The following is a 23,863-nucleotide window of genomic DNA, read 5'->3' as shown; positions in this document are numbered from 1 at the left end:
TTGAGAAATGTCATTAGAGTTGTTTCATTGGGTTCTTGCGTTTTATGTGGCTGGATTATTTATGAATATTTTGGGCTCTATTCAATCCTTGCTGAAGTATAATGAAGTAAAGAGAACTATGGATATTGATGTCTTTCAAATTCGCCCTAGCCTGAAATCCTATCTTATACTAAAGCCCATCTTTTGGCCTTATTTTTTTATTGCCGAAAAAAGCCCCATTGATCGAATTTCCGAATTATTTTTTAAGCATTATGGTGATGAGGGACATACTTATTTACGAGATAATGGGCTTAAGAATTTTTTAAGGGATGTGACTCGGGGGAAAAATCGCTACGAAAATTATCAAGTAAAACGACTCTTTTGGCCAATTGATGAAGGCAGTGAAGACTATCAAGAACACCAAAAATATTTTCCCAATAACAGCAAGCCTCTTCATGCTGAAATTATTTATGCGCAGCACCAAGAAAAGTATCTTGTTGGGGTGATGTGGAGTACTAGAGAATGTTTGGACAATGCTAAGCCCGTGAGCAGATTTCAATTAGACGAATGTGAATCAATGACTTTTTTGCAATTTCAACGGCGGTTGCTGGAAATAAATCAGGCTAGGGCAACGGAGTTTTTTAGTCGATTAGACAACAAAAATTGAAATAGAGGGTGAGCTAAACAGCTTTAAATTGGTTGCGTAAAAGCTAAGTAATAAAAACAATTCAACAAATTATATAGCTGTCATTTATCTCGCAGTTGTATTTAGCTCATATTATTTTTGGTTTTTATGTCTAGCTAAGCTGGCTTAGATAAACGGCGCGACAACTAATAATCTATTTTTCCGCACAGCATATAACATATGAAGCCTATACCTGCTGAAACATAACTTACAAAGTACTCATGTCCATTAAAATACGGAAATTTACTTATAACAAAATTGCTATAACTTCCTAATTCATGCTTAAAATTGGAAAAAAGATAAACACCTGACGATGCAAAATGATTTAAAAGCAGGCTCAAGCTAATTGCCATGAAGAACATAAAAAGCAAGTAACAGCTTATCACCAAGATAATTTTTTCATTAAGATTGCCTTTCTAATATGTTTATAAAAAAAGTTGGGATATATCTTCTACGCATCTAATAAACTCTGGTGACGATTTTATCTCTCTTAATCGGAATAAAAGTTGGGAAAGCTCGAAGCCTGAGCGTAATTTAGGTTTAATCCAAAGATCAAGAAGTTCTTCTGAGTTGAGAATATTGAACGGGCTTTCGCTTTTTGAAATTACATCCACTGCACAGGCGCAGATCCATTTTGATGGTAGCGCATGTCCTTGTGCATAACCCTTAAAATGGCCAATTTTTATATTGGGGTTTTTCTTATATTCATTTGTAGCAATTTGCTTAAACTGATTATAAAAATCAGGAATTTCAATCAATTTTTTGAATAGTTCCAGGGTTGAGGAATTAAGTCTATCTGCATTTTCTGAAAGATCTTTAAAATGAATCTCTTTTAGAACATTACTGGTGATCCCCGTTTTTTCATACAGGCTTTTTTCTGTAGCCTTAATCTTGTTGATGATGGACTTAAGCAATGAGTCTACGGGTCTATAGTCAATTTTGTGTTCTTGGCATTTTTTGTGTAATTCATAAATGGCTTGATAAAAATTTTCTGGCAGAAAGAGTCTATAGCGCTCTAAATCGGTTGCGTTAGTGTCTTGATGCTCATGAAAGAATTTAACCATTTGGTCAAACCATGAAATTTCAAATAGCTCGGCTTCTGAAAAAATCGCCTCTTCTGGTAAGGGGGGATTAGACTGCCCATAACTGTATGAAATGTTTTCACCTTTGGTTTTTCGAGCGATCTGAATTAAATCTTCAGACCTCCTGTTTTTTCTTAATGTAATTTGTAAGGTTTCTTTCATTTTATAGCCTCCTTGCGCTCTGTTCCGATGGATTAACTACGGGAGACATTAATAGTTCTTGTAATTGCTCTGGGTGTTTGTCTAAAAGCACTAAAAGCATACTTAACGGCTTAGGGATTGGGTTGGTTCCTCGTTCATATCGGTTAAACGAGTTAATGCCACCACCAAATAGACGACTGGCATCCTTTTGATTCAGGTTTAAGTGTTTTCGTATTTTTGCAATTTCATTAGGCGTTAATATACCATCAATTCGTGAGCGATGCCCTTGAATTTCTAAGGCAGTGGCTTTGTTATCCTCAGGACTTATAACCCCTTCCCCACATGAGTCGCACCAAAGGGCTGGCTGCATGATGTAAAATGCGTGTCCTTTATAGTTATAGGTTGTGCTTCGCTCTTCATGGCTTGCTGCCAGTTCGCCACAAATTGGGCATAGTTCTTTTTTCATATTATTTCTCCTTAAATGAGAGAATAAGTTCGCCATAACTGTTTACTTGAAACTTTATATAAAGATGCACACCTTTATAATTAGCTTTATATACATCTTGCCAAGCGGTAAAACCTGGGTTTATTGGTTCCATTGATTTATAAAAATCAGTACTTGTTAAGCTTTGTATGGCTTCTACTACATCATGATCGGAGAAGCCAAGCGCTAGTTGCCCTTGTTTGGCTGATACCGTCATTCGTAATTTATGTTCATTGTTAAACGCTTTTTTAATATCGTTTAAATTATAACTTGGCCGTCTTGATTCGCTCATGGAATTGTCCAAATTATAACCTTTAAGGTTATTATAGGTATAAATTAAAATAACCTCAAGAGTTACGTTTCTCGATTATAAATAGTGTAATACAGGCGCGATGATATTACAACAATAATTTGTTGCAAATAATTGTTGTATAAATATGATTATATGCTATTCTATACATGTCTGAGAAAAGACACACGTTTGAAACACACATAAGGATTTTTAATAATGAACCGTAATAGAGTCATTTATAAGCAACTCGTTGTAGAAAAAAATCGCCTAAACTTCCTCCCCAAACATGTAAAAAGGCATGTCATTCAATTTGAAAATATTATTTATTACCTTGCTCAATCTATGTGCTATCAATACAGCGGCGGGTATTGGAATTTCTACGAGCTAAGCAACGAGGGATTCTTTCTTGCTCCGGCATTAGAGCAGCCGTTGGAAATGTTTGTTGATGGAAATGGCTTTAACGGATTTGTTAGCCCGGAAGCCTTGAGCGTTATTGTCACATTGTTTTCGATTAATGGCATTTCTGGGCAACAAGGTGATGATTATTTAATTGATAAATATTACGCATTACGTGACTTTGCCATTCAGCATCCTGAGAGAGACTTGATTTTACTTGCAATTGATTAACTGCATGCCCCCTATATCGGGGCATATCAAAAAAATTATAAACAATAAGGATAATAAAAAATGGCTAAAAAAATAATTAGAAAGCTTGGCGCACCCCTTCAAAAAACATTAGATGCTCTGAAGAGAAAACGAAACCAACGGTTGATGATGTCCTATGTGTTAAAGATTAACGTGAAATAAAACGCTGCCATACACGCAGGGAGGGTTAAGGAATAAGAAACGAAACAAAGGGAGTTGAGAACAATAATTTGCAACAATTATTTGTTGACATATGTCGGCACTATGTTATTATATAAATGTCTACTACAGACACACATGTTTAAAACACAAAAGGATAAAATCATGACTTACGTTACAAACATAGAAAATGAACTCATTCAACACATTCCTCAAGCAGCAGACCTTCTAAATGATATTAACCAATCTGCAGCTGAACTAGCCTTTGTTAACACTTCATTCTCACCCGAAAAAAGAGCGGTACAAGTACGTGTCGAATACGTAGAATCCCTTTTAAAAGACAAAAAAACGGTACTGGATGAAATTTGTAAAGCTTCTAAAAGAGGCGCAGAAGTAAGAGGTGATTTTGATGTTATTGTTGAGGAATGGTTTAAGTCTCATCGTAAAAAATTAAGCACTGGATACAACTCATGGTTGCTCGCATATGCCAAGGTTGCGTCAAGTTTTATTGTTGGTCCAGCAAACTTCCCAATTGCAAGAAATCAAAAACTTTCTAACTATGCGGATGCCAAATTAACAGCAATAACCTAATTTAGAAACAAATCCGTTAAAAATATTTTAAAGTTCATATTACCTTATGGTGATGGCTCATCAATCCAAACTGACGATCCAAATGCAGGTGAAAAAATTGAGAATAAAATTGAGAAATTGGAAGCGCAACGTGAAGAAATGAAGGCTATCAATAAATTGATTAGAAAGTATTTTAAAAATGGTTGTCCAGATATATCACCCGAAAAACTAGCAGAGTTTAAAAGCCTATTGCACACGGAATTCAATTTAAATGAAACACAAATAGCAGGTTTATTGAAACCAAATTATCGTGGAAAAATTATAGGTTTTGAAAGATGGGAGTTGCAAAATTTAGGGGCTAATATTACTCGTTATAAAAAAAGAATAAACGAGGTAGAAAAGACAAATTCTAAAACGATAGATGACGAATTTGAAAATGGGATTAAGGTAACAATTAGTGACGATCAAAAGATTTGCATTCACTTTGGTTTCAAGCCAAGTGAGGAAATAAGAACTCTACTTAAAGAAAAAGCATTTAAGTTTTCACGAAATCGAAATAATGCCTGGGTGCGAAAGTTTACCTTAAATGCAGCATTCAGTTATGAGCATTATATTAAACCAATACTAAAAACTCTTGAAGAGAATTAAAGAGGTTAAAGCCCTTCGGGGCTTTTGTTCTAAGATAGAAAAAAAGTTAGTTGTCCATATTTTTATTTCATCTCCTGCCCCTAGTAAATGCGTGGATTATTACTATTGCATTAATTGTTAAAATAACTGCGTAATAAATAGTTTCATGGTTTGAAATCAAAGTATCTATTTGATTGAGAATTGGAAGGAAAAGATTTTTTATATAAGAAAAAATAGATTTCATGTTAATTAAAATAATAATAAGCACTAAAAATAACACCTTTCTCTTCAGAAAATGAAAACATAAACTTGCTAAATATATTTTACGTTGCAGCGATCTAATGTTTATGGTCATCATGAATATTTACAGTTCCTATTTTCAAATATTTGGCGATATAACAAAACGCTAATTCTAATAATCAGCATTTATTGAAAATCCCATCCCAATAAAAACCAAAGTTATTATTTATTAGCTAAAGCGGTTGCTAGCTTTTTGAATTCACTATCTAGTAAATCCAAATCAAATTCGTTGAGTCCATGCTTATAGGCTAGCTTTCCTAAATTCAATTTCTGCTTCTCTTGTATTGCAGTAAGCTTGCTTTGAGCATCGGCAATTGTTTCCTGCAAACTTTTTTCCATATCTGATAAATTCCTTTTAACTTTAGCCATAATAAAACTCCAAAAATTAGGTATTTTTAAAGATTCAATTTTAACATAAAGGTAAATATGACCATATAAAAATCTAGCTTATATTTTACTATATTAAACCCAATGAAATCCTTAAATAAGTAGCAGGTTTAAATATAGTTAGATTAACTTTATTAATGATACTTTTGAGTGAAATACACAAATACGCCTAAACTTAAAAATCACAAACACGCAATTTCCCTGCGCTCTAATAAATCATCTAATAAGAAAAGTTACACGGGAACAAACATTAACATAAAGGTTCTAATATAAAATGCAGCACACCTTTCGCTTTAGAATGCTTCGTGTTAACTAAAGAGGAATTCATCGCGATGAATAATGATTACCTAATGAATCATAGCTTCAATAAGATCCGAATGAATTAGAACGAAAGTGATCGGTGCTTCGATGATAGTCGTTGAAGGAATTACTTGTTCCATATGAGCTACCATTGAGATCAAGACAACCCGTCATTGGCAATCCAGTAGCCGGATTTACTCTTGTTTCAGTTAAGGCTGAACGCTGCAAACATCTTTTTGTTAAATTGTTTCTTTCGTCCTCTGTAAGATCGCGAACAGCAATAATTTTCACAATTGGTTTTAAAATCTTTTTTATTAAGCTCATCATATGTCTCTCCTTTACCTAAACTCTCCACATTTAGAGAGCGCGGTTCACGAATAAAATTAACCAATCACAATCGCGCAATTTATATGCGCTAACCAAAATTCAAATAAAACATATCAAAACAATAATAGCCTATAAGCAACAAAGGTAAGAAGATATAACTCCTTTGAAAGTAACACACCCCTCGCAACTGTCATTGCTTTTAATTTTTCAAATATAAATCATATAGTTACGAGAGTAATTGGTTTTTAAACTTTTTAATAAGTCAAAAAGTTCAAGGTGTTGATCCACTCTTTAATAATAATCAATATGTTATGATTAGTCAACACCTAATCCACACCTATATAATGATTGCTAATGGAGTAAAATTTAATGGAACACACCCTTTAGACACCCACCCTCACATGATATAATTCTAGTACTTAATATGAGATCAACCTAGTTCAAAACCATAAAGAGGGTCATATGCCGAAGGCTTATTGTTACTTAACACAAAAAACAATCGATCAATTAGATGCAATCAAACAAGAGGAGGATCACTCCTCATCATCTCAAACCATGAAAGAAATGATCGAGTTGGGTATTAAGGTCTACCTACACAACAAAGAAAATCCTCCCTTAAGTGAAGACGAAAAATTACGTATCGAAAAAGAGGCCGAACTTAATAAGCAGCACACCACACACTTATTAAGATTATTAGGAATTAGCGCTGATATTTTCCGTTGCGTTTACGACAAAAATAAATTGGCAGGTGAATCAAATACAGCAGACGAGCACATCGCAGAACTTAAGAAAAAGGTAGACAATTTTATCGAAGGATATATCAGTAACTAAAACAAGAAGCAGATTTAATTTTGTAAAATTAATTCAATTAAATCTGCTAAAATGAACCCGAAATAACTTAGGATGGTTGTGATAATAACTGCTTAACTTGCAAATAACTGATGTACACAATGAGTATAATTGCCATTAAGGAAATGCTTAAACTACCCCAGTAGAAAAGTTCATTCCAATTTGTAAAATGGAGTACTTTATCTACAAATTCTAATAATAAAAAATACATTATCCATATCCCAATAAGGACGTATGATAACCATTTGTTAATGCTAAAATAATAACTTTGTATACCATTTATTATTACTAAAAGCACAAAGAACGGCAAAGAAAATAAATAGTATAATAGTTGCGTTCCAGATGGCTCATAAGAAAATCCAAAGAAATTATCCGGGTTCGTTGAACAAGCGATTGCCACATACAGAAATATAAGATAAACGGCAGCCCCGTTTACTAAGGATAAAGTCATTAATCCAATAAATTTTTTCATTTAATTCCTAGGTAATAAGTTTTTCTCGAATTTAATATATTTGCATTTCCTCTCGCTGAAGCGTTTTTATTTTATCAATTGACATGGTTTTTTCCTTAGGTATTTCCAAGTTAAGCTTACTGGAAATAGACTCTAAGCACTCCGCAATTTTTTCTGAGGTTACTTCAATTTTATTTGTATTACTCATAAATTTATCAATGCTTACCGCCTTACTCAGAGCCTCAACAACACCAGGAATACCCCTTAATTTACTTATATCGTTAAAGTCTTTTTCTCGTTGGGGAATTACAATTTGCACAGATTTCCCATGATGTTTTAAACGCTCAATAGCTTCAATAATTACCTTGTCTTTACCGATGGGTTTGCCATCATTATCAAGACAAAGCACAACCTTATCAGTTAAAAGATCCATGTGAATAGTTTTAAAATTGCCTTTACCTAGCGTTGTAATAACACGTTCATTAGGCACCGCATCGCGGACACTAAGGGCTGTTTCGCCTCCCTCTGCTAAGTATGTAACTGAGTCCTTCTCGCCTTTATTTAAGATAACACCCGAACCATTTTTATCTCCATAAGACCTTTTTGATTTTATTCCTAGAGATGCTTTATTCCCTGTCAGTTTATCTAAATACACCGCTTCAACTGCTGTCACTTTATTGTCTTTATCTCGGGACAAATATAGGAGTGCAGGCTTATAGTGTTCAGCCTCAGTTTTTTTTGTAAACACTCCAGGGTGATATCGTAGATTGTCACCGGACACATGATGAATCCCTCTAATTTCCGTTAAATATTTTTCAGCCAAAGTCCCATTTATTGGTTTTGATTCGCGAGCTAATTGCAATGCATAATCTTGAGTTTTATTGGGCTCACTTTTCTTGATTTCTTTGGGCTCGTACTGTCTATTCCCCCTTTCTTTTAACTGCTCCTTTAAATCATCTCCTGTTAATTTAGCGGCATATGAAAGACTTTGTTTGAAATCCAAGTTTAACGTTTTTTGTATCAGATGGAGCAAATTTCCCTTTTCCAAAGTTTCATGGTTGTACCAAACTCCTCTCTTATCCCCATGCAAACAAATGACCAAACTTCCATAAGTACCATAACGATACTCGTTCTTAGAAGAAAGTTCCCTATTAGGTTGCCCAAGCAAATTCTCGAGAATCACTTCGGCATGATTCGACAGATTTTGCGAAATGATATTTGCATCATAATAAGGTCTGCTCGCTAACTTAACAGGTTTACTCTGTCTAATGTCCTGGGATTTTCTTGGGCTATTTTGCACCTCTTTACTACTGGTTTTAATATTGGGATTAATACGATTTAACGCTTCTAAGGCTGAAGTTTTTTCAGGAGTAACACGAAGCTGAGCTTGTAATTTATTTCGGTCATCGGTGTAGAGCATCGCGTGCAATGAGCCTCGCGTTAACATGATATAGAACGAACGAAAGTGATTTACCTTATCATTGCCTGTCTCAGCTACTCCAATCACAAAAGGAGAAGAAGCCCCCTGAATTGAATAACTGGTTGCTGTATAGCTGTAATCCCAGTGAGCATCTTTCATATCATCTTTACTCAAGTGGTGCTCTGAACCGGAACTGTCTTTAACAACTATAGCCCCCTCTTTAGCCTGAGTTACTTGTAAGCGCTCGTTAGCAAATCGTTCCAAAGATTTATCTGACTTCTTAAAGTGAATTTTTTCACCAACAGAGATTTTTGCCGGAGCTGATTGAAACAATTCAATTTTCCAATCTTTATTTTCTTTTTCAGGAACAAAAAAGGATTTATTTCCTTTTAAATCCTCTAGCAAAACTACCTTTTTCGACTCATCAATCGATGTCACTTTAAAATATTCGCCTTCTCGTTTTAAATAAAATGTGCCTTTATTCAGACATTCTTGATATGTTTCGCAAAAATAGAGCTCCGCCGTTGTGTAGTTGGTGCTCAGTAACCTGGGAAATGAGATATTCTCTGCCCCAAGCGTTTTCTCTTGAATTAACGCCTCTCGAATAAGATTATTTGCGAGCTCTCTTTTTTTATTTTCATGAATAATCACTATGGTTTTGTCCCGAACCTCATTCGTTCGAGACAAATAATCGCCCACAGCCATTTTAAGACACATATTGTCATTCAATCCTTCTTCCCTGTTCTCTCCTTTTTGTACCGCAGATAAGCGATTGTCTAACGACTCATCCGTTACTACTAACGAGGAGGTTAATTCGTGGTAAGGGCTATTCGTATCTTTTCGCTCAATAAGATCACGGGGGAGAGCGCTTAATTGCGCTAACGCTTTTTCTGGATCTCCTTGGATTAAGGTTTCAACGGCGTTTTTATATTCGATAACCTGCTGTCGCACGATATCGTCCATGCACGCTACGCGTATGCTTCCCTCTTGCATCATTAGTTTGCTAGGCTTTCCACTTTCGATACTTTGATGTTGGCTTACATCACCTAATAAGGTACACCGAGCTCCTGAATCTTTAATTACTTGAACAAGACTGGCGCAATCCCTATTGGAAACCATTGACGACTCATCAAGTAGCACAAGGACATTCGAAGATAAAGTAGGTTCTTGCTCTTGAGCAATAAGAAAGCTTTTCAAGGTCTGAGACTCTATCCCTAAAGCCCTCATTTCTTTTACCGCTTGATGCGTAGGAGCCACTGCAATGATTTGCATCTCTTCTTTAACCATAGAAATTGCGTATTGAATGGTATCGATCGCCGTTTTGGTCATCGTAGTTTTTCCTGTACCCGCATATCCTTGAATCATATTAAATTGATCTGGGGATGTTGTGATTAGTTCACAGGCTTCTTTTTGACCTTTAGTTAATTGAGCCGATACTAATTGTTTCCGGGCATCCTCTTCAGTGATTAACGGTTTCACCGAATTAATGCCGGATTTAACCGTAGAGATTATTGACTCTTCGAAAAACACTGCCTCTTTTGTCGTTAAAAAGTCATTGCCACCTGCGATTAATTCTCCTTTTTCAAGTAAATAATCCAATTTTTCATTTAACTCTTTATAATCCACACGTCCTATGACCTTATGGATAGCCGCTTCAAGTAATTCGCTACGTTTAAATGCCGCTTCTCGCTCTCCAAGATGAGCGATTGCAAAGGCCAATGCTTTTTCACTGTCCTCCTTAATTGGTTTTTCTAAGGATAAACGAGTTAATGCATCTTCTAGTGCCATAATGAGTTGTTTGCTGCTGGCATTATCGAGCACTAGAGCACCATGGTGCCTTTGTGCTGCTTCTAACGTTAAAGAAATTGCGGTCTGTTTAGGTGAAGCCTTTTGGGCATAACGATTGGCTTTATCTACATCATCAGTAACAATATGCAATTCTTCCTTGCTTGACTCTGACAGCAAAGAAACAATATTTTGGCGTAGTGAGTATGCGGGCATTGTTGCGATGATTCGATCTGTGGATTTAAAGTCATGGGCATAGATTGTCTTCGTATACGCATAATTCATAGGAAAATGCTTTTCAGTATCCAGATCCAAATGAATCGTGTCTTTACCTGACTTGATTTTAATCCCATGAGGAGTAAATTCAGATACTTCATATTGAGCCCCTAAACGTATCCCTTCTAACGCAAGATTTCCAGTAGCAACAAGTTTTTCCCCAATAGCCACAGGCATTTGGGTTGGTTCATAGATTTGTGTTGTTTTCGATAATTTATTTGTCGAAATCATGGATTTCATTCCATGCGCATTTCGTATTATGAGCTGGTTTGCTTGTTCATTAACCCCAATTACTTTTAATTTCTGCGAAACAGAACGTGTTTTTTGAATGAGTATCATCCCTTCTTGATAACTCTTTGCCATTTTTTTCTCACTTTCTGTTAACGAAATAGGCGTTAATATAGAAATAATACGCTCCTCCTTTGATAGCTCACCGTGTTCTTTGAGCTGAGTACGTATAGACTGATTCACTTCATTTGCCTCCAATTTGGAGTGAGTTAGTATTTGGGTATTTTTTCTCTGAGTGCTGGTAAGAGATTGATAGAGTTGTGCCGTTTTAAGGATTCGATCTTCTTTTTTTCGCGCCTCCACCAAGGTAATATTGGTTTGACGTAACGGTCTATCATTAACATCGATTGTATTCATCTGGGCTTTATCTAACAGCTCGGGGATATCCGATTTAAAGCCAGTTATGGACTGAGACTTCTCTAAAAAAACGACTTTGGCTAAACGTTGTTCCGCAATAGACAGCAATTTATTTAAGTCATCTGGAGACAGGCGTTGCGAATCATCAACAATCAGCAATTCACGTTCCTTTTTACTGTTAAAAAAAGGCAGACGATGTTCCGATTCGTGACGGTAATTAAAACCAGACACCGTATCACATAAATCTTCTTTACCTATAGAGAGCACCCACTGCCATAATGTGGATGGCCGTTTCGTAAATTCTTGATTGATGTTTTGAGAAGTGAGTGCGGTGGGGGATAAGATTCGAACCTTTTTAGACTCTTCCGCACAGTCAATCAGCGTGCTTAATACTTCACGGGATAAAGCACTTTGTTGCCTTATCCGCACAAGGCTGTCTTTGGATGACAACGCCTCAGTGACCACTTTTTGGATATGCTCATTGCCCCCTTCTTTTTCTTTTCCCCAATGAATCGCTTTTTTTTGCGATGGAAATTGGTTAATTCGATTAAGAAGTTCGTGTTCTTTTTTGATCAAATCTGGAGTAGTGAAACGAGTATCCTCTTCATTAAGCGGAATAATTTTTTTTTCTTTAAGTACATTGTCTATTTGAGCTAATAATGTCTCAAAGTTATGCTCACCCATAGAAAAGTACAGACTAGTTTGCAAGAGTTCATGATGAGTAAAACTTAACTTCTTTTCTTCTAAATGCTTAATTGCATACATCACGTTCATACCCAATTCATCCGAGCTCACCTGGGAATCCTTTACCGAGCGCGATTGAGCCGTCTTTTCTTTTAATTGTGAAAAATAAGAGGAAGGGTCAATACCAAAAACGTTACTTTCATTGGTCCACCGCTCACGCAATGCTTCAGGGGAAACCACGGTTTTTTCTTTTCGAGAATCAAGAGTTGCTCTATCGTATGCTTTTAATGAGCTAGAGCGCATTCCTTTAACTTCTTCCTTAACTTGTCCTCGCCGTTTTGATAAACATTCTAAAAGGCCTTTATCAAAGTGTTTAATTTCGAAAAGCCCATGGGCATCACCAGTACTTTCTATTTCCAACCCCATCTCATTCAAACCTAATGCAATCTCAGAACGATAAATCAGACCTAATAAAATCTGATTATTCATAATCCATTCCATGGTTCCGTGATTACGACTAATATCTGAAGCAAGAGCACGCCATTTTCCGTCCAGACGCTCTGTAAAATTCATCATTAAGGCATGGACATGAAGTTGTGGATCGAGTTCTCTTGACGTATCGTGAAGAATGGTTGCAAAACAAAGATTTCCGGTATGTTCATATTCCACCCCGGACTTTCCTGTTTTTCGTGCCTGTGCGGCTTCTTTCTCAATCACCTTTAATACCGTTTTTACTGCATTTAAGTGCAAATCAATAAATTCTTTATGTCCTGCAACCAAGCCAAGATAGGAAACCGATTTAGGTGCTGAAAAAGTTAAATCATAGCCTCCACGGTGTTTGATCTCACCTTGATGGGTTTGGAATCCGATCACATCCCCACTAGGCAAAACACCACCAACAAGTTGTTCTAGGGTCTGAACCTCTACCTCACCAGATAAGTTTTGTTTTTCTGCACTGAAACCAACCCATTCAGTCGTAAGTTGGTTTGAGAAATAATAATTTTCCTTGTCATAATAATAAGACGCTTTTTTGATTGGCTGCACACGAAGACTTAACATCATTGATTCCTTAGATTAAAAAATTGATTCCATATCCCATTCGGATTCTTTACTTTTGGATGAAGAGGTAGGCTTTGTTTCTAAACGTGAATCACTTGATTCAAGATTTTCGAGTAACGATTCAAATGCAGTGTGCTGCGCTACTTCGACAGGCAGCTCACGAGGGATAAATCCTTCTGATTTGGCTTTTCTTTTTTGAAGTTTAAGTTCGAGTTTCGTAATGGGAAACTCTCCAGGGAGGCGCAAATAACAAGACAGTGGCGCTAAATTCATAATCTCGGGGTAGGTAACTAAAGGGCGAGTAATTCTATTTTTCCCTAATGAAATACCATCACGAATTGAATTTGCCCCATAAGAGTAGTTTTCTCGTGTATCATCAATCTCCTCCTCACCTAACTCTTTGCTCACTAGTTGCGCCATCTGACTGCTAGGACTTGCAAAAAAAGCACGCGTATTGAGCAAGTCAAATATTTCAGAAGCCCCACTTCGTCCATATACTTTCTCAAGTTGACTATAACTTTGCATTCCTAATAAAAAGCAACCTCCAAATTTTCGCACCTCTGCTATGGTTTCTCCCAGTAAGGGTAATTTATGCAAACTGGGTAACTCATCACAAATGAACCAAATACGGCGATTAGAGTCCTCCTCCAGACTTAAAAGAGTCAACGATGCCATTGCAATCCACATCGATATAAGCGGTTTTAACGATTTGTGCTGCTCCCCATTCGAAGAAATAAAAAGCCATCCTGATAACTCTTTATTTAAGAGATAATCTCTGATTGAAAATACTTCTTGTCCTGATTGTTCCAGTCCGTTCAACGAGTGGAGGGACTTAAGATAAGTCGTGATCACTGACCGAATCGAGATGGCGGTTTTTTCAATTTTACTACTGACCAAGGTTGCCGCAGCCGTTCCTACAAGATAGGGTTCAAGCTCATCAAACTCTCCAGTGACCAAGAGTCGTAATAGCTTCGATAAAGAACGGTCTTTATCTTCTCTCATGCGACTGGCTACTGACGCGAACACGGTGCGCGCCGCATTTACCCAAAAGGGATCGTTTTCTCCATGCATAGGAATTAGGCTTTCTGCCATATTCTCCAAAAGTTCATCTTTGGGCGCTTCCCGCCATAAATCCCAATTCGCACAACGCTCATCAAACGGATTCAGTAAAATATCATGGCCTTCTTGAAAATAAGCTTGAGTAAACGTACACCCTTTGTCATAGACAATAACCCGATCCCCCCGAGCACGAATCACGTCCATCAATTTCATAATGAATTGACTTTTACCCATACCCACCGTGCCATGGACTAACAAATGCTGTACTTCGGAATTCTTTATTAATGGTAATCCATCAAGATTCAGGTCTGAGTTTTGCTTCTGTTTGATGATTTGTTGTTTCAGTTCGGAAGCAGGAACTTGAGATGCGCCACGAATAAATTGATTATCGGTTTGAGACTTTCCTCTTCGAATAAAATAGGCCGCCAAACAAAGCCCCACGATACAAGCCAATACAAACCCAATGAGTGCTGACTGGCCTACCCTATCCACCATGTGGCGCGCATTCGTCTCAAAATAGGAGTAGTTCATGATTTGCTTTACAGATTGGTGATAAATTTTCCCATTAAATGACAACGTAAAGGTGTGTGATTTACCGGAAAAATCGAGCAAAGAAGCATAGTAATAAGCCAGTGCATGAGTGAGTTTCTCTGTAGGGAGTAGCAACCAAGAAATAAGACACGTAAAAACAACCCACAAGCAAAAACATACGGTCACTAGCGTTTTGGTGATTTGATCCCACATCCTCAAATTATGAAAACTTATTTGCCCCCCACGGGTATAATGTTTGAAATTAGGCTCGGCCTGCATCAGTTAGTTCTCCTTTTTTAGACAAAGCTTACGCGGCCACTGAGAATAAATGGCTAAAATAAGCTCTATTTGTTGGTGTTTAGATTAGGCGGTTGATTATTATTTTTTATTCACCCATTGATTTACCAAATCGAATAAAACACTGGCTCCAACGCGGCTCATTTCCATGCTTAATACAATGTAGGATGCAAATAAGGCCGCGAAGTAGGAAAAGCCAAGAAATATTCGGAACGCAAAAGGATCAGGGCATTGCATTACAAAACAGCAACAAGCCCCAAACACGGCGATAAAAACCCAACCGACTTGTTTTAACTTTTTGACTAATAAAGAGCCAGTTTGAATCCGATGGTTTAAATGGATTTTGATTAGATAGTATTGTGTGAGCGAAGGAAGGAGCATCACTACGCCGACAAAAGTTATTAAAAAAGAACTTAATAAGATATCAAATACGAGCTCTCTGCTAGCAAAAATAGAACCATTTCTAAGTGAAGACTCTACGTAACATGTCGCTAACAAAACGATTAAGCCCATTTTCCAAAAACAACCGCCAATGAGTGTTAAAAGTCCCGAGTAATAAGCGCGCACTGGAACCACATCAAAATCGAGTGAAGGCAATAGCGCAATATCCGCTTTTATCGCTTGTTTTAATTCCATTTCTTTCATTTAGATTACTCCTTGGGATGTAATTGATTTTCTTTGAGCCAGTTTTTAGGATTTAGCGTATTTTTCTTAGCCTCCTCCCTCCCGCCCATAACAGTGGTTTGTGTTTCATGAGCAATAACCTCATGTTGTTCCGTCATGCGTTGATTACCTTGGTCTATTTGAACCTGTTTTTGCAACACATTATGACCCACTTGCTGTTGCAGTTCGTGAGCTTTTTGAGAATCTACTCCCAGGTCTAAGGTGCTGGCGCTTTGTCCCATTCGGTTACTGTTCCCATGATATTGAGTTGCCAACTCGTGCTCTTTTCCTTCCAGGCGATTGTTCTCTTTAGCATAATAAGCATGAACCTCATCTTTATGTTGAGCTCCTCCGAACTCAGAGATTAACGCATCTCGGCGCTGGGCAATAAAATCCTGTCCCAACGTATTTAATTGATGTAAGGACTGGGAATCACCAGGATGGCTAAAGAGCTCATCTCGTTGAGATTGACCAACACGCTGCTCCACATATTTGGGAAACGCCTGATTTAAATCTGTTGTAATTTGTGAGCCATGGGATTCCACATAACTTTTAGCTTGGCTAATACGTTGTGATTTGGCCATACTTGCATCGTAGCTATGACTTGCTGTTTGGGCATCTCGTAAATCCGCTCCGAGTTGTGAACTTAAACTGGCTGCAGTCGAATGGCTCTCATCAAAATGATGCGTTTGGGCAAAGTTTTTGACATAATTCATCGCATTATTAAAGTCTTGAGCTTGCCGTGCAGAAATGGATGCATCCGCGCCACTATGAGAACGTGCACTGTCCGAAGAAGAACCTTCTGCTTTAACATGCGCATCAACACCCGCACTAAAGCCTGTTCCATATTTAATCACCTTGCCAGCAAGACTGCTGTCGGATCGAACCCCTGCATGACCACCAATCCCATTAGAAATAAGGCGTGAATATGCTTCTTCGGTACTCACTCCTGTTCGACTCGCGACATCTTCAGCAATATGCTTCATGGTCGATAAGGCTTTTGAAAATTGCCCTGAGTCACTCTGAGAAACCCCATCCCCCAATCGCAAATCGTGTCCCGAAAGTTGAGACAGTTGCAATCCACGATGTGCTGCATTAGACAAAGCCGTTTGGTAATGAGCCGCTTGATTGCGCGCGGCTTGAGTAGTCTGTTCATAAGCATCATTCAATGAGGCACTTAAACCATCTGATGAATTAATGGATACCGCATTTCGAGACATTCCCGGACCCATATCAAATACGGTTTCGCCACTTCCTGTTACTGTTTTTAATACCCCACTTCCCATTTGCTCTGTACGCATTCCATGTAAATGGGTCCAATTCGAATCATGTTTGTTTGCGGACATATTATTCGCATTCGTATTATAAAAACTGGTTTGGCCAATACTAAACGACCCACTGGCTGCTTCACTTGCGGCCGACATACTAGAACCTTGCATATGGCTCATCATGGAGGTGGCTAAATTATTAAATGCGCCACTAAAATTGGTGACAAAGCCTAAGGAAATAAAGGGAATCATCATCATGATAAATCCGCAAGTTCCTGCTACATCGGCATGTAATTCATCAATTTTATCCAAGTTAACCATGGAAAATTGACCAAACTCACTTGAGGAAGAAGCCCCATACGCAGTCATCCCCACATTTAATATGGCAAACATAACCGGCCAAAATTGCAATGAGATAAAAAACTGAAGGTATCCTGACAAAATTTTTATGCCATTGGGCAGACTGGTTAATACGAGAATCAATGGAAAGACACCAAAGAGCAACATGGTTAAGCAGGTATGCATAATGGGTAAAATCCATAGGGCTTTATGCTCCATAGCTTGCCAACTCCAACGATGCTGTACTTGAGACTTAGAGAATTGCTGATTCACCACACCGGCGGTCGCATCAGTAAATGCTTGATAATTTCCTATTCCATCTCGCATTGCATTGATCATCATACTTTGCAAAAAGATATTACTGGAGGTATCGGTTAAGCCTTGGTAATACTCAAAAGAAGACTTTAGATGAGTTTCAAATAAGTTCTGATACGTCGTGTTTTGAGGTTTTCCAAAAAGACTCACGCCAAAAATTTTATATGCTCTATTAATTTCCTGTTCTAATTTTTTACGCAAACTGTAAGTGCCTTTTTCTGAAGCGGCCTCTTTACACGTCACCAACTTATCGCCTACTTGAATCATCCTTAATGGGGAGGCTTTAGCTGATATTAAATTCCAAATGTCTTTTGACTCAGACAACTCGCCTACGCTGTACTTACGATTAATACGAATGTCCCCAACGACACAAACGCGGAAATAATCGTTCATTTCTTCTTTTAACACCGGATCGGTAATGCGAAATGAGGTGGCAGTCTGTACCAGACGTGAACCAAACAAAGCTCCGGTACGTGTATAAAGTAACTCCTGCGGCATGGGATTACGATTTCCGATTGGAATGCTCATCAACATGTCATAAGTTTGCGCAAGCCCGTAGCCTACCGTAGTAATTAGAGAGGCGGTTAGGGCAAAAACCACCGGGACATTATCCACTAATTTAACTTTTTGCGCGGTGATGTCTTCTATTTCTACTGTAGTTTTAGGAAGAATAACCACGTTCGTACAAAGCAAATAGGCAACAAACCAACGAGCAAATATCATGGGATCGCGTGCTTTTAAAAAGCCGGCAGAAACCATAATGATCCCGGCAAGAGCAGTAATCCGCAGTAATCCTTCAAAACTGTCTTGTTTAAGAAACGCCGCCAGTGCATTGAGGACTAGCTCAAACAACTCGCCACAAGCAAGCACATGAATCGTAACCATAGTATTTAAGCCCCCACGCTATTCATATTCGATGCAACTTGCTTTTCAACGCGTGCAACGCGCTCGATTAACGCAAGTTTCTCTTGAAGTTTTTTGCCAATTTGCGGCTCGATTGATGCAACCTTAACTTGTGCCTCACGTACTCTTTTTTGAACTTGTTTGATTAAATCCTCATTCAGCTCAGAGCCGGATGTTGCATTATCCACTTCCGTAAGCAACTCGGTTAAATAGTGAGTCAGTAGATCTTGAGCAATCAACATTGAATATTCTTCTACATCAACCGCGGCACTCGCATATTGGGTACTTAAAAGAACCTGCAAAAACTTCATTACCGGTAAAGAAATCATACTCAAAAAACTTTTATCCTGAGCTTCCGGTGCTTGATCAGACACTAGCTTGTTACGAAGACTGTTGATCATTTCTCGAATTCTATAAGTTAATGTTGATTTTTCAGGAATGGTTACGTCTGATAATTTGACCGTCATGCATTGACTGGCACTTCCAGAGTCAGTACAACGCCAAATTTTTGCAGTATGAACACCGGCTTGAGTTCCTATTAACGCATTAATCAAATCTGCATTTCCAGCCAATGAAGGCACATTCGTCACCTTACCTTGCCTATCGATGATGAGCGTCCCTGTTAAACTCATCACCATTTCTGCAAGTTCTGAATCGGTATTGAGAAATGACTTGGATTGTAAAATGGACCAAACTAAATTTTTGTTAAGTACAACCTGCTTCTTACGCTCTTCATCTTTAGATGCTTTATCCATAACCGAATCAAAACCTCTACCCGAACACGCCATTCGCGCTTGAACATAATCACTGTACAACCCTTCTTTGCCCATAGCCGCTTGGTCTTTACACACCTTTTGTTGGCTTGCCGCTGTTTTGGGCCACATTCCACCCACTAGATTTTCAGCAAGCTGGCAGGAGTTAATGCTTGAATGATTGGCCATTTGCTCTAACTGTTGTAAAAAGTCTCGAACTTGTTTGAGTTCGGGTACTGTTGAGGCCAACATCACATCCACAGCATAGGCTCCCGCATTGGTCATCACGGATTTACCCAAATCCACCAACTTTTGACTGCTTAAAAAACTCATGCTGCCGGTAAATAAATCAATCCCCCCACATCCCGCTCGGTAGCTGGGTAAATCCAACTGAATCAATTGATATTGCCTTATTTGATTGCGAGCATATAAAGAGCCTCCACCAAAAAACCCTGCAGCCTGCGACTCATAAGCAGCTGGTGAGGTCACGTTGGAGGCATACCCCATCCCATTAAAAAAAGCATCCAAATCAGAGCCAACATTGGCATGAAGTGCGCTTGAACCCATTAACAAGAAACTGGCCATCAATCGCTTCATATTCCCCTCCTCTTCGGCTTAGATTCTGGATGCGAAGAAAGTTCACGTGATTTAGGCCAAGCTTCATCAGCAATTCGCTCAGCAAACCCATTGCTCGGAACTGCACCTTTAAATTGAATATCATCAAAAAAGTGCTCCCGGCTCCTATCCTCTGGCGGATTAGAGGCCAAGCTTATAAGTAATAATAAAAGTGCGCTCATAAGGCACCGCCTTGATGCTCATGAGCCTTAATTAGAGGTATCAGTTGTTCCATCCTCGTATCAAGCTCCACATAACTCATAGCCCCAAATGCCACGGGAAAGAGTTGTTTGGTATCAGGATTTACCATAAAAAGAGCGGGGTAATTAATCGGATTTCCTTGAAATGCCGCATTAATCCATTCGGTAGTTGCCGGAATAAATTGGGGAAACTCAGCCAAGGGCTGATTGTCTAATGACAAAGGCAAGATACGCACATGATGTTGGCTTGCCCATTGTTTTAAAATCGGGGCAAACTGTCTGCAGTGAGGACACTGACTGCCGTAGAATAAGATAAATCCATGGTTTTTATAAAACCCATCTTCTGGTGATTGAATAGGTTGAATGCCCCGACGTTCAACTTGTGGACGCTCCTTTTCAGAAATTAAATCAGATAACCATGCCGCCTGACTCGAAGCACCCAATGAATAAAACATCAATACAATTCCTAACAGTCGAACCGAGCTCATACACTACCTCCTTTAAATTGGGTTGCCACCTGTTCAAATCGTTCCATTAATACATCCTGCGTGGTTAATCCAAAAGCCAGCGGAGCAGTCTTCTTGCTGTTTGGATTAACCAACAAAATAGCCGGGAAATAACGCACCTTCATCTGATTGGCTTGCCCAACATCCACCCGTGAACCCGGTAGTTCGGGTGCAATCACCCCATCCACACTCACTGGCATCAGCGCTAAATTAAATCGCTTACAAAAATCAGAAATAATGGGAATTTGCTTGATGTCGTATGGACTTTTACCGCGATAAAAAAATAACACCCCATGGGTTTGTGCCATTTTAGAAATCAAATGTGTTCGTGCTTTATCACGAAACTCATCCGTTATTTTGGCTCCAATATTTGAAGTAGGATGGGTTACGGTATAATCGTATTCGGGATAAGCCAGCATCGTTTGTTGAAAGAGTTGTTTAAATCGTGAAGATTCTTCCAACCAATAATGCTGTAAGCTTAAAAACACGCGCATATCCTCTACACGTTTTGTATGGCGTGCTTTATGCAAGGCTTCCATGGTGTAGAACCTGAGTACCGCATCCCGCTGAGTGAAACTAAGTTGGTTAAACGGAACACCTTTTTTAACTTCTGGGGCTCTTTTTTTCGCTTGGAGCGATTTTTCTTTTTTTATGTTGTACCAAAGAAAGCCCACAGGCTCCTCTTCAGCAAAACACCAAGAGCTACACACCATTAAGATAATAAATAACACTTTAGTCATGAGCCTTCCCCTGTGCACTCAAGTGTTGAATGCGAGACTGATTCACCTGGCTAATTTGCCCATTATTCGGAGGAGTCATTAGCTCGACAAATTCTTTTTCAATGAGCGACATATCCAGCGCAGAAAAATTAATGCGTTCTAACTCCTCAGGAGATACCCCCCGACAATTCGCCTCATTGTCGTCATCTTTAGCTCGGCCAAAACTGATTCCCAACTGGCTGTAACGTCCTTGAATTTGAATAATGGCCGCAAGAGCATTCGGAAAAACACACCATGATTCTTTCGTCTCCACACATCCCATCATTCGCTTAGCACAATACTCACCCACCTTAAATGCACGTCCTTCCTCTTTGGCTTTAGCAAGACGTTTTTCATCATCACTGCAATGCGTCATCTGATAACTGCTGCCGCAACAATTACGCATGTTTGCAAATACCTTTCTACACGTTGAGTTATGCCCTTTGAATATTGCCGTAACCCCACTACGAATTTGATTGGCAGCCACATCGCCTGCAGCACCAAATAAAACACCCAGTCGAGAAATGCCTTCCCCGGCATCAGTGCTTTCTTCTATTTGAGACTCATCACACTTACCATCGGCACAGCCCACAGTTCCTGGGCAAACGGTTTTTTCAGGAAGGCATTGTTGTTCCATGCACCGAAATGTTTGTTCATATTGGGTACATTGATTCTGTGATAATGCACTGCATTGCGACCCGACTTGGGAGCATCCTTGATTAATCAAACCAGTACATCCACTGCTGGTGATGTACATACATTGATAGTGATATTCTTGCTTCCAGCAAGGACGTGAGACGAGCACCCCATTAATCCATCGCGTCTGGTTGGCATCCAAGCACGTATTGGCTTCTTTAATGAAGCACTGTCCTTGATTCGTTTGAGTTTGGATTCTGTCGCAATCACGATGCATCCACTCGTCATCCGTAATTTTTTGCGTCAGCGTGATGGTTAATTTGAGTTCGCGCTCCCAATGAGAACGTTTTATTTTGAATGTGGGATCGGTACAGGTAGGGATTTTTGTAAGGTTTCTCTTTCTGTTATTTGTAGTAACAGAAACATCCACTCCCTCACATCGGTCTAAAAACTTGATTAAATGCGCATCAGAACAAAGCCATTCGCCCTTAGCACAATGACTTAGATCGACTGTGGTTTCTAAACCGTAAGGGGATACTTTGATTTTTCGGGTCACTGTTTGACTAATCGGTTGGACGGAAACCTTCAATTCCTCTGCACAAGTTGCCCCCTTATAGGCAATGGATTCGAAACAAGTATGATCCGAGCGGTTTTCGCTACACTCCGCTTTTTGGATATAACATGCACCATTGAGTACCTCTTGCGGATTATCGAGTAGCTGTTCCGCATAACGAACCTCAGGACTGTTAGGCGATAATCGAGACGCATGCCTTCCTGCATTACGATAAATCTCCTGTCCGGTTGCATTCGAACTTAATGCATTAATCCCTGAACGTTTTAATTCCTTGGCCTTTAAAGTTTGTTCTTTAGGACTCTCTGTAAAACCAGGTATAATCACTGAAGGATTCAATCCTTTTAGCGCATTCATAGCACTTTCGCGAGCCGTCAAAGCATCATTTTTATTCGCAGCCAAGGCACAACCACTCAACAACCCAATGATAAGAAATCGTTTAGCGTTCATCACGGCCTCGCAATTGGTTCAGGCTCAACCCGCTAACGCCTTGCAGTGCAATTCGTTCCAATCCCTTTGTTAAGGATAAGTTCCCATAAATCACATCAAATTCTTTGCCATTGTCCACGACTAACGCGGGAACTGACGTAATGGCGTATCGTTCAAATGCGGTGGGATCGATTTGCAAATTGAGGTTTGGTACACGTTGAGTTAAGTTCATAATTTTATGAACCGTTTTCTCCATAGAATCCTGATGTAATCCGTTTAAGTAGACCGGGATATTTAACTGAACGCTCTCTTGGAGTGTTTCAATTAATAATTGCTTGGGCATCGAAAAGCTCACATACACTGAAAAGGTATGTGCCATGCAATCTACGAACACCATGAACTGCAGGAATAAACCAATGATTAGAGGCATTCTGCTATCTCCTTATAATCAAGCCCGCAATAACGATTCCAAGCTAAAAAAACACCAATCACTGCGATGACGAGGCACAATGAGCTCGTGGTAAAAATTTTATGGGCGAATGAGCCGTAGCGTAAAATGAAGTCTGGAAAAATAAATAGGCAATAATTAAGGGTGAAATAACGAATCACATGCAATAAATCATGGTAACTACGTGATTGCCAATAATCTCTAACCGCAAGGAACGTTCGAGGAAGAGAAATACCAAACAATAACAGCCCAGAAAACCAACATATACATAAAAAAATCAGGACCACTGTACTGGACGCACAAAGCGATGTGACATCCTCTGAGGTAACTAATGACAGGATACTACCCGTGTGAACACTGATTAATACGAAATAACATCCCGACAATCCAATCAATACCGAATTTCTTAATAACTTAATATTCATT

At 38.8% G+C, this 23,863-nt stretch carries 22 protein-coding genes; 5 read left to right on the top strand and 17 right to left on the bottom strand.

Translation table 11 applies throughout. The features are described 5' to 3' along the window. Window positions 1-7: 7 nt before the first annotated feature. Window positions 8-646, top strand: coding sequence for a hypothetical protein (locus tag J2N86_RS15690; protein ID WP_252582831.1), 639 nt, complete (start codon window positions 8-10; stop codon window positions 644-646). 443 nt (window positions 647-1,089) lie between these two features. Here the strand turns inward: J2N86_RS15690 and J2N86_RS15685 are convergent, their stop codons facing one another. The 3 genes from J2N86_RS15685 to J2N86_RS15675 are packed head-to-tail and all read right to left on the bottom strand — an operon-like array spanning window position 1,090 to window position 2,663. After that, the gene (locus tag J2N86_RS15685) at window positions 1,090-1,908 is read right to left on the bottom strand and encodes a hypothetical protein (RefSeq protein ID WP_133137991.1); all 819 of its coding nucleotides are present in this window, start codon (window positions 1,906-1,908) and stop codon (window positions 1,090-1,092) included. Window position 1,909: 1 nt separating this feature from the next. Continuing rightward, window positions 1,910-2,353, bottom strand: coding sequence for a type II toxin-antitoxin system MqsA family antitoxin (locus J2N86_RS15680; RefSeq protein WP_165485215.1), 444 nt, complete (start codon window positions 2,351-2,353; stop codon window positions 1,910-1,912). A gap of 1 nt (window position 2,354) precedes the next feature. Continuing rightward, window positions 2,355-2,663, bottom strand: a complete 309-nt coding sequence (locus J2N86_RS15675) for a type II toxin-antitoxin system MqsR family toxin (RefSeq protein ID WP_133137993.1) — start codon at window positions 2,661-2,663, stop codon at window positions 2,355-2,357. Window positions 2,664-2,879: 216 nt separating this feature from the next. On the opposite strand from J2N86_RS15675, the gene J2N86_RS15670 reads away from it, so the two are divergent. From J2N86_RS15670 to J2N86_RS15660, 3 genes are all read left to right on the top strand, one after another. Continuing rightward, window positions 2,880-3,290: an antirestriction protein gene (locus J2N86_RS15670; RefSeq protein WP_252582830.1), complete on the top strand. Its 411-nt coding sequence runs from the start codon at window positions 2,880-2,882 to the stop codon at window positions 3,288-3,290. A 342-nt stretch (window positions 3,291-3,632) separates the two neighbouring features. Next, on the top strand, window positions 3,633-4,058 hold the full coding sequence (locus tag J2N86_RS15665; RefSeq protein ID WP_252582829.1) for a hypothetical protein: 426 nt from the start codon (window positions 3,633-3,635) through the stop codon (window positions 4,056-4,058). Between the two features lie 117 nt (window positions 4,059-4,175). Then, window positions 4,176-4,685 (top strand): hypothetical protein, encoded by a 510-nt coding sequence (locus J2N86_RS15660; RefSeq protein ID WP_252582828.1) that lies wholly within the window; start codon window positions 4,176-4,178, stop codon window positions 4,683-4,685. Between the two features lie 441 nt (window positions 4,686-5,126). On the opposite strand, the gene J2N86_RS15655 is transcribed toward J2N86_RS15660, so the two are convergent. Next, a complete protein-coding gene (locus J2N86_RS15655; RefSeq protein ID WP_252582827.1) occupies window positions 5,127-5,333 on the bottom strand; it encodes a hypothetical protein in 207 nt (68 codons plus the stop codon). Between the two features lie 381 nt (window positions 5,334-5,714). Further along, window positions 5,715-5,978 carry a hypothetical protein gene (locus J2N86_RS15650; protein WP_252582826.1) on the bottom strand — a complete coding sequence of 88 codons (264 nt, stop codon included), beginning with the start codon at window positions 5,976-5,978 and terminating at the stop codon, window positions 5,715-5,717. A gap of 462 nt (window positions 5,979-6,440) precedes the next feature. Between J2N86_RS15650 and J2N86_RS15645 the strand changes: the two genes are divergently transcribed. Then, window positions 6,441-6,809: a hypothetical protein gene (locus J2N86_RS15645; RefSeq protein ID WP_252582825.1), complete on the top strand. Its 369-nt coding sequence runs from the start codon at window positions 6,441-6,443 to the stop codon at window positions 6,807-6,809. A 67-nt stretch (window positions 6,810-6,876) separates the two neighbouring features. Here J2N86_RS15645 and J2N86_RS15640 read toward each other — a convergent pair whose 3' ends face one another. The 12 genes from J2N86_RS15640 to J2N86_RS15585 form a co-directional block, all read right to left on the bottom strand. Then, window positions 6,877-7,299, bottom strand: a complete 423-nt coding sequence (locus tag J2N86_RS15640; RefSeq protein ID WP_252582824.1) for a hypothetical protein — start codon at window positions 7,297-7,299, stop codon at window positions 6,877-6,879. A gap of 31 nt (window positions 7,300-7,330) precedes the next feature. Continuing rightward, window positions 7,331-13,150: a conjugative transfer relaxase/helicase TraI gene (gene traI / locus J2N86_RS15635; RefSeq protein WP_252582823.1), complete on the bottom strand. Its 5,820-nt coding sequence runs from the start codon at window positions 13,148-13,150 to the stop codon at window positions 7,331-7,333. 12 nt (window positions 13,151-13,162) lie between these two features. Then, complete coding sequence (traD, locus tag J2N86_RS15630) at window positions 13,163-15,016, bottom strand: type IV conjugative transfer system coupling protein TraD (RefSeq protein ID WP_252582822.1); 1,854 nt, start codon at window positions 15,014-15,016, stop codon at window positions 13,163-13,165. A gap of 99 nt (window positions 15,017-15,115) precedes the next feature. Then, complete coding sequence (locus J2N86_RS15625; protein ID WP_252582821.1) at window positions 15,116-15,679, bottom strand: hypothetical protein; 564 nt, start codon at window positions 15,677-15,679, stop codon at window positions 15,116-15,118. 5 nt (window positions 15,680-15,684) lie between these two features. Then, window positions 15,685-18,504 carry a conjugal transfer mating-pair stabilization protein TraG gene (traG, locus tag J2N86_RS15620; RefSeq protein ID WP_252582820.1) on the bottom strand — a complete coding sequence of 940 codons (2,820 nt, stop codon included), beginning with the start codon at window positions 18,502-18,504 and terminating at the stop codon, window positions 15,685-15,687. A gap of 5 nt (window positions 18,505-18,509) precedes the next feature. Next, window positions 18,510-19,871, bottom strand: a complete 1,362-nt coding sequence (locus J2N86_RS15615) for a conjugal transfer protein TraH (RefSeq protein WP_252582819.1) — start codon at window positions 19,869-19,871, stop codon at window positions 18,510-18,512. Further along, window positions 19,868-20,071 carry a hypothetical protein gene (locus tag J2N86_RS15610; RefSeq protein WP_058532913.1) on the bottom strand — a complete coding sequence of 68 codons (204 nt, stop codon included), beginning with the start codon at window positions 20,069-20,071 and terminating at the stop codon, window positions 19,868-19,870. Before J2N86_RS15610 ends, J2N86_RS15615 begins: the two co-directional genes overlap by 4 nt. Next, window positions 20,068-20,577 carry a type-F conjugative transfer system pilin assembly thiol-disulfide isomerase TrbB gene (gene trbB / locus J2N86_RS15605; RefSeq protein ID WP_058532914.1) on the bottom strand — a complete coding sequence of 170 codons (510 nt, stop codon included), beginning with the start codon at window positions 20,575-20,577 and terminating at the stop codon, window positions 20,068-20,070. Before trbB ends, J2N86_RS15610 begins: the two co-directional genes overlap by 4 nt. Further along, entirely contained in the window at window positions 20,574-21,335 is a 762-nt protein-coding gene (gene traF, locus J2N86_RS15600) for a type-F conjugative transfer system pilin assembly protein TraF (protein WP_252582818.1), read from the bottom strand. The genes trbB and traF overlap by 4 nt, the downstream gene beginning before the upstream one ends. Then, a complete protein-coding gene (gene traN, locus J2N86_RS15595) occupies window positions 21,328-23,010 on the bottom strand; it encodes a conjugal transfer protein TraN (RefSeq protein ID WP_252582817.1) in 1,683 nt (560 codons plus the stop codon). The genes traF and traN overlap by 8 nt, the downstream gene beginning before the upstream one ends. After that, entirely contained in the window at window positions 23,000-23,419 is a 420-nt protein-coding gene (gene trbC / locus J2N86_RS15590; RefSeq protein ID WP_252582816.1) for a type-F conjugative transfer system pilin assembly protein TrbC, read from the bottom strand. Before trbC ends, traN begins: the two co-directional genes overlap by 11 nt. Beyond that, window positions 23,410-23,862: a hypothetical protein gene (locus J2N86_RS15585; protein ID WP_252582815.1), complete on the bottom strand. Its 453-nt coding sequence runs from the start codon at window positions 23,860-23,862 to the stop codon at window positions 23,410-23,412. Before J2N86_RS15585 ends, trbC begins: the two co-directional genes overlap by 10 nt. Window position 23,863: the final 1 nt, after the last annotated feature.

The sequence above is a fragment of the Legionella lytica genome (genome assembly GCF_023921225.1).
GTDB lineage: Bacteria > Pseudomonadota > Gammaproteobacteria > Legionellales > Legionellaceae > Legionella > Legionella lytica.
Note: the sequence above shows the minus strand (reverse complement) of the source record. Positions and strands in the feature narration are given on the sequence as shown.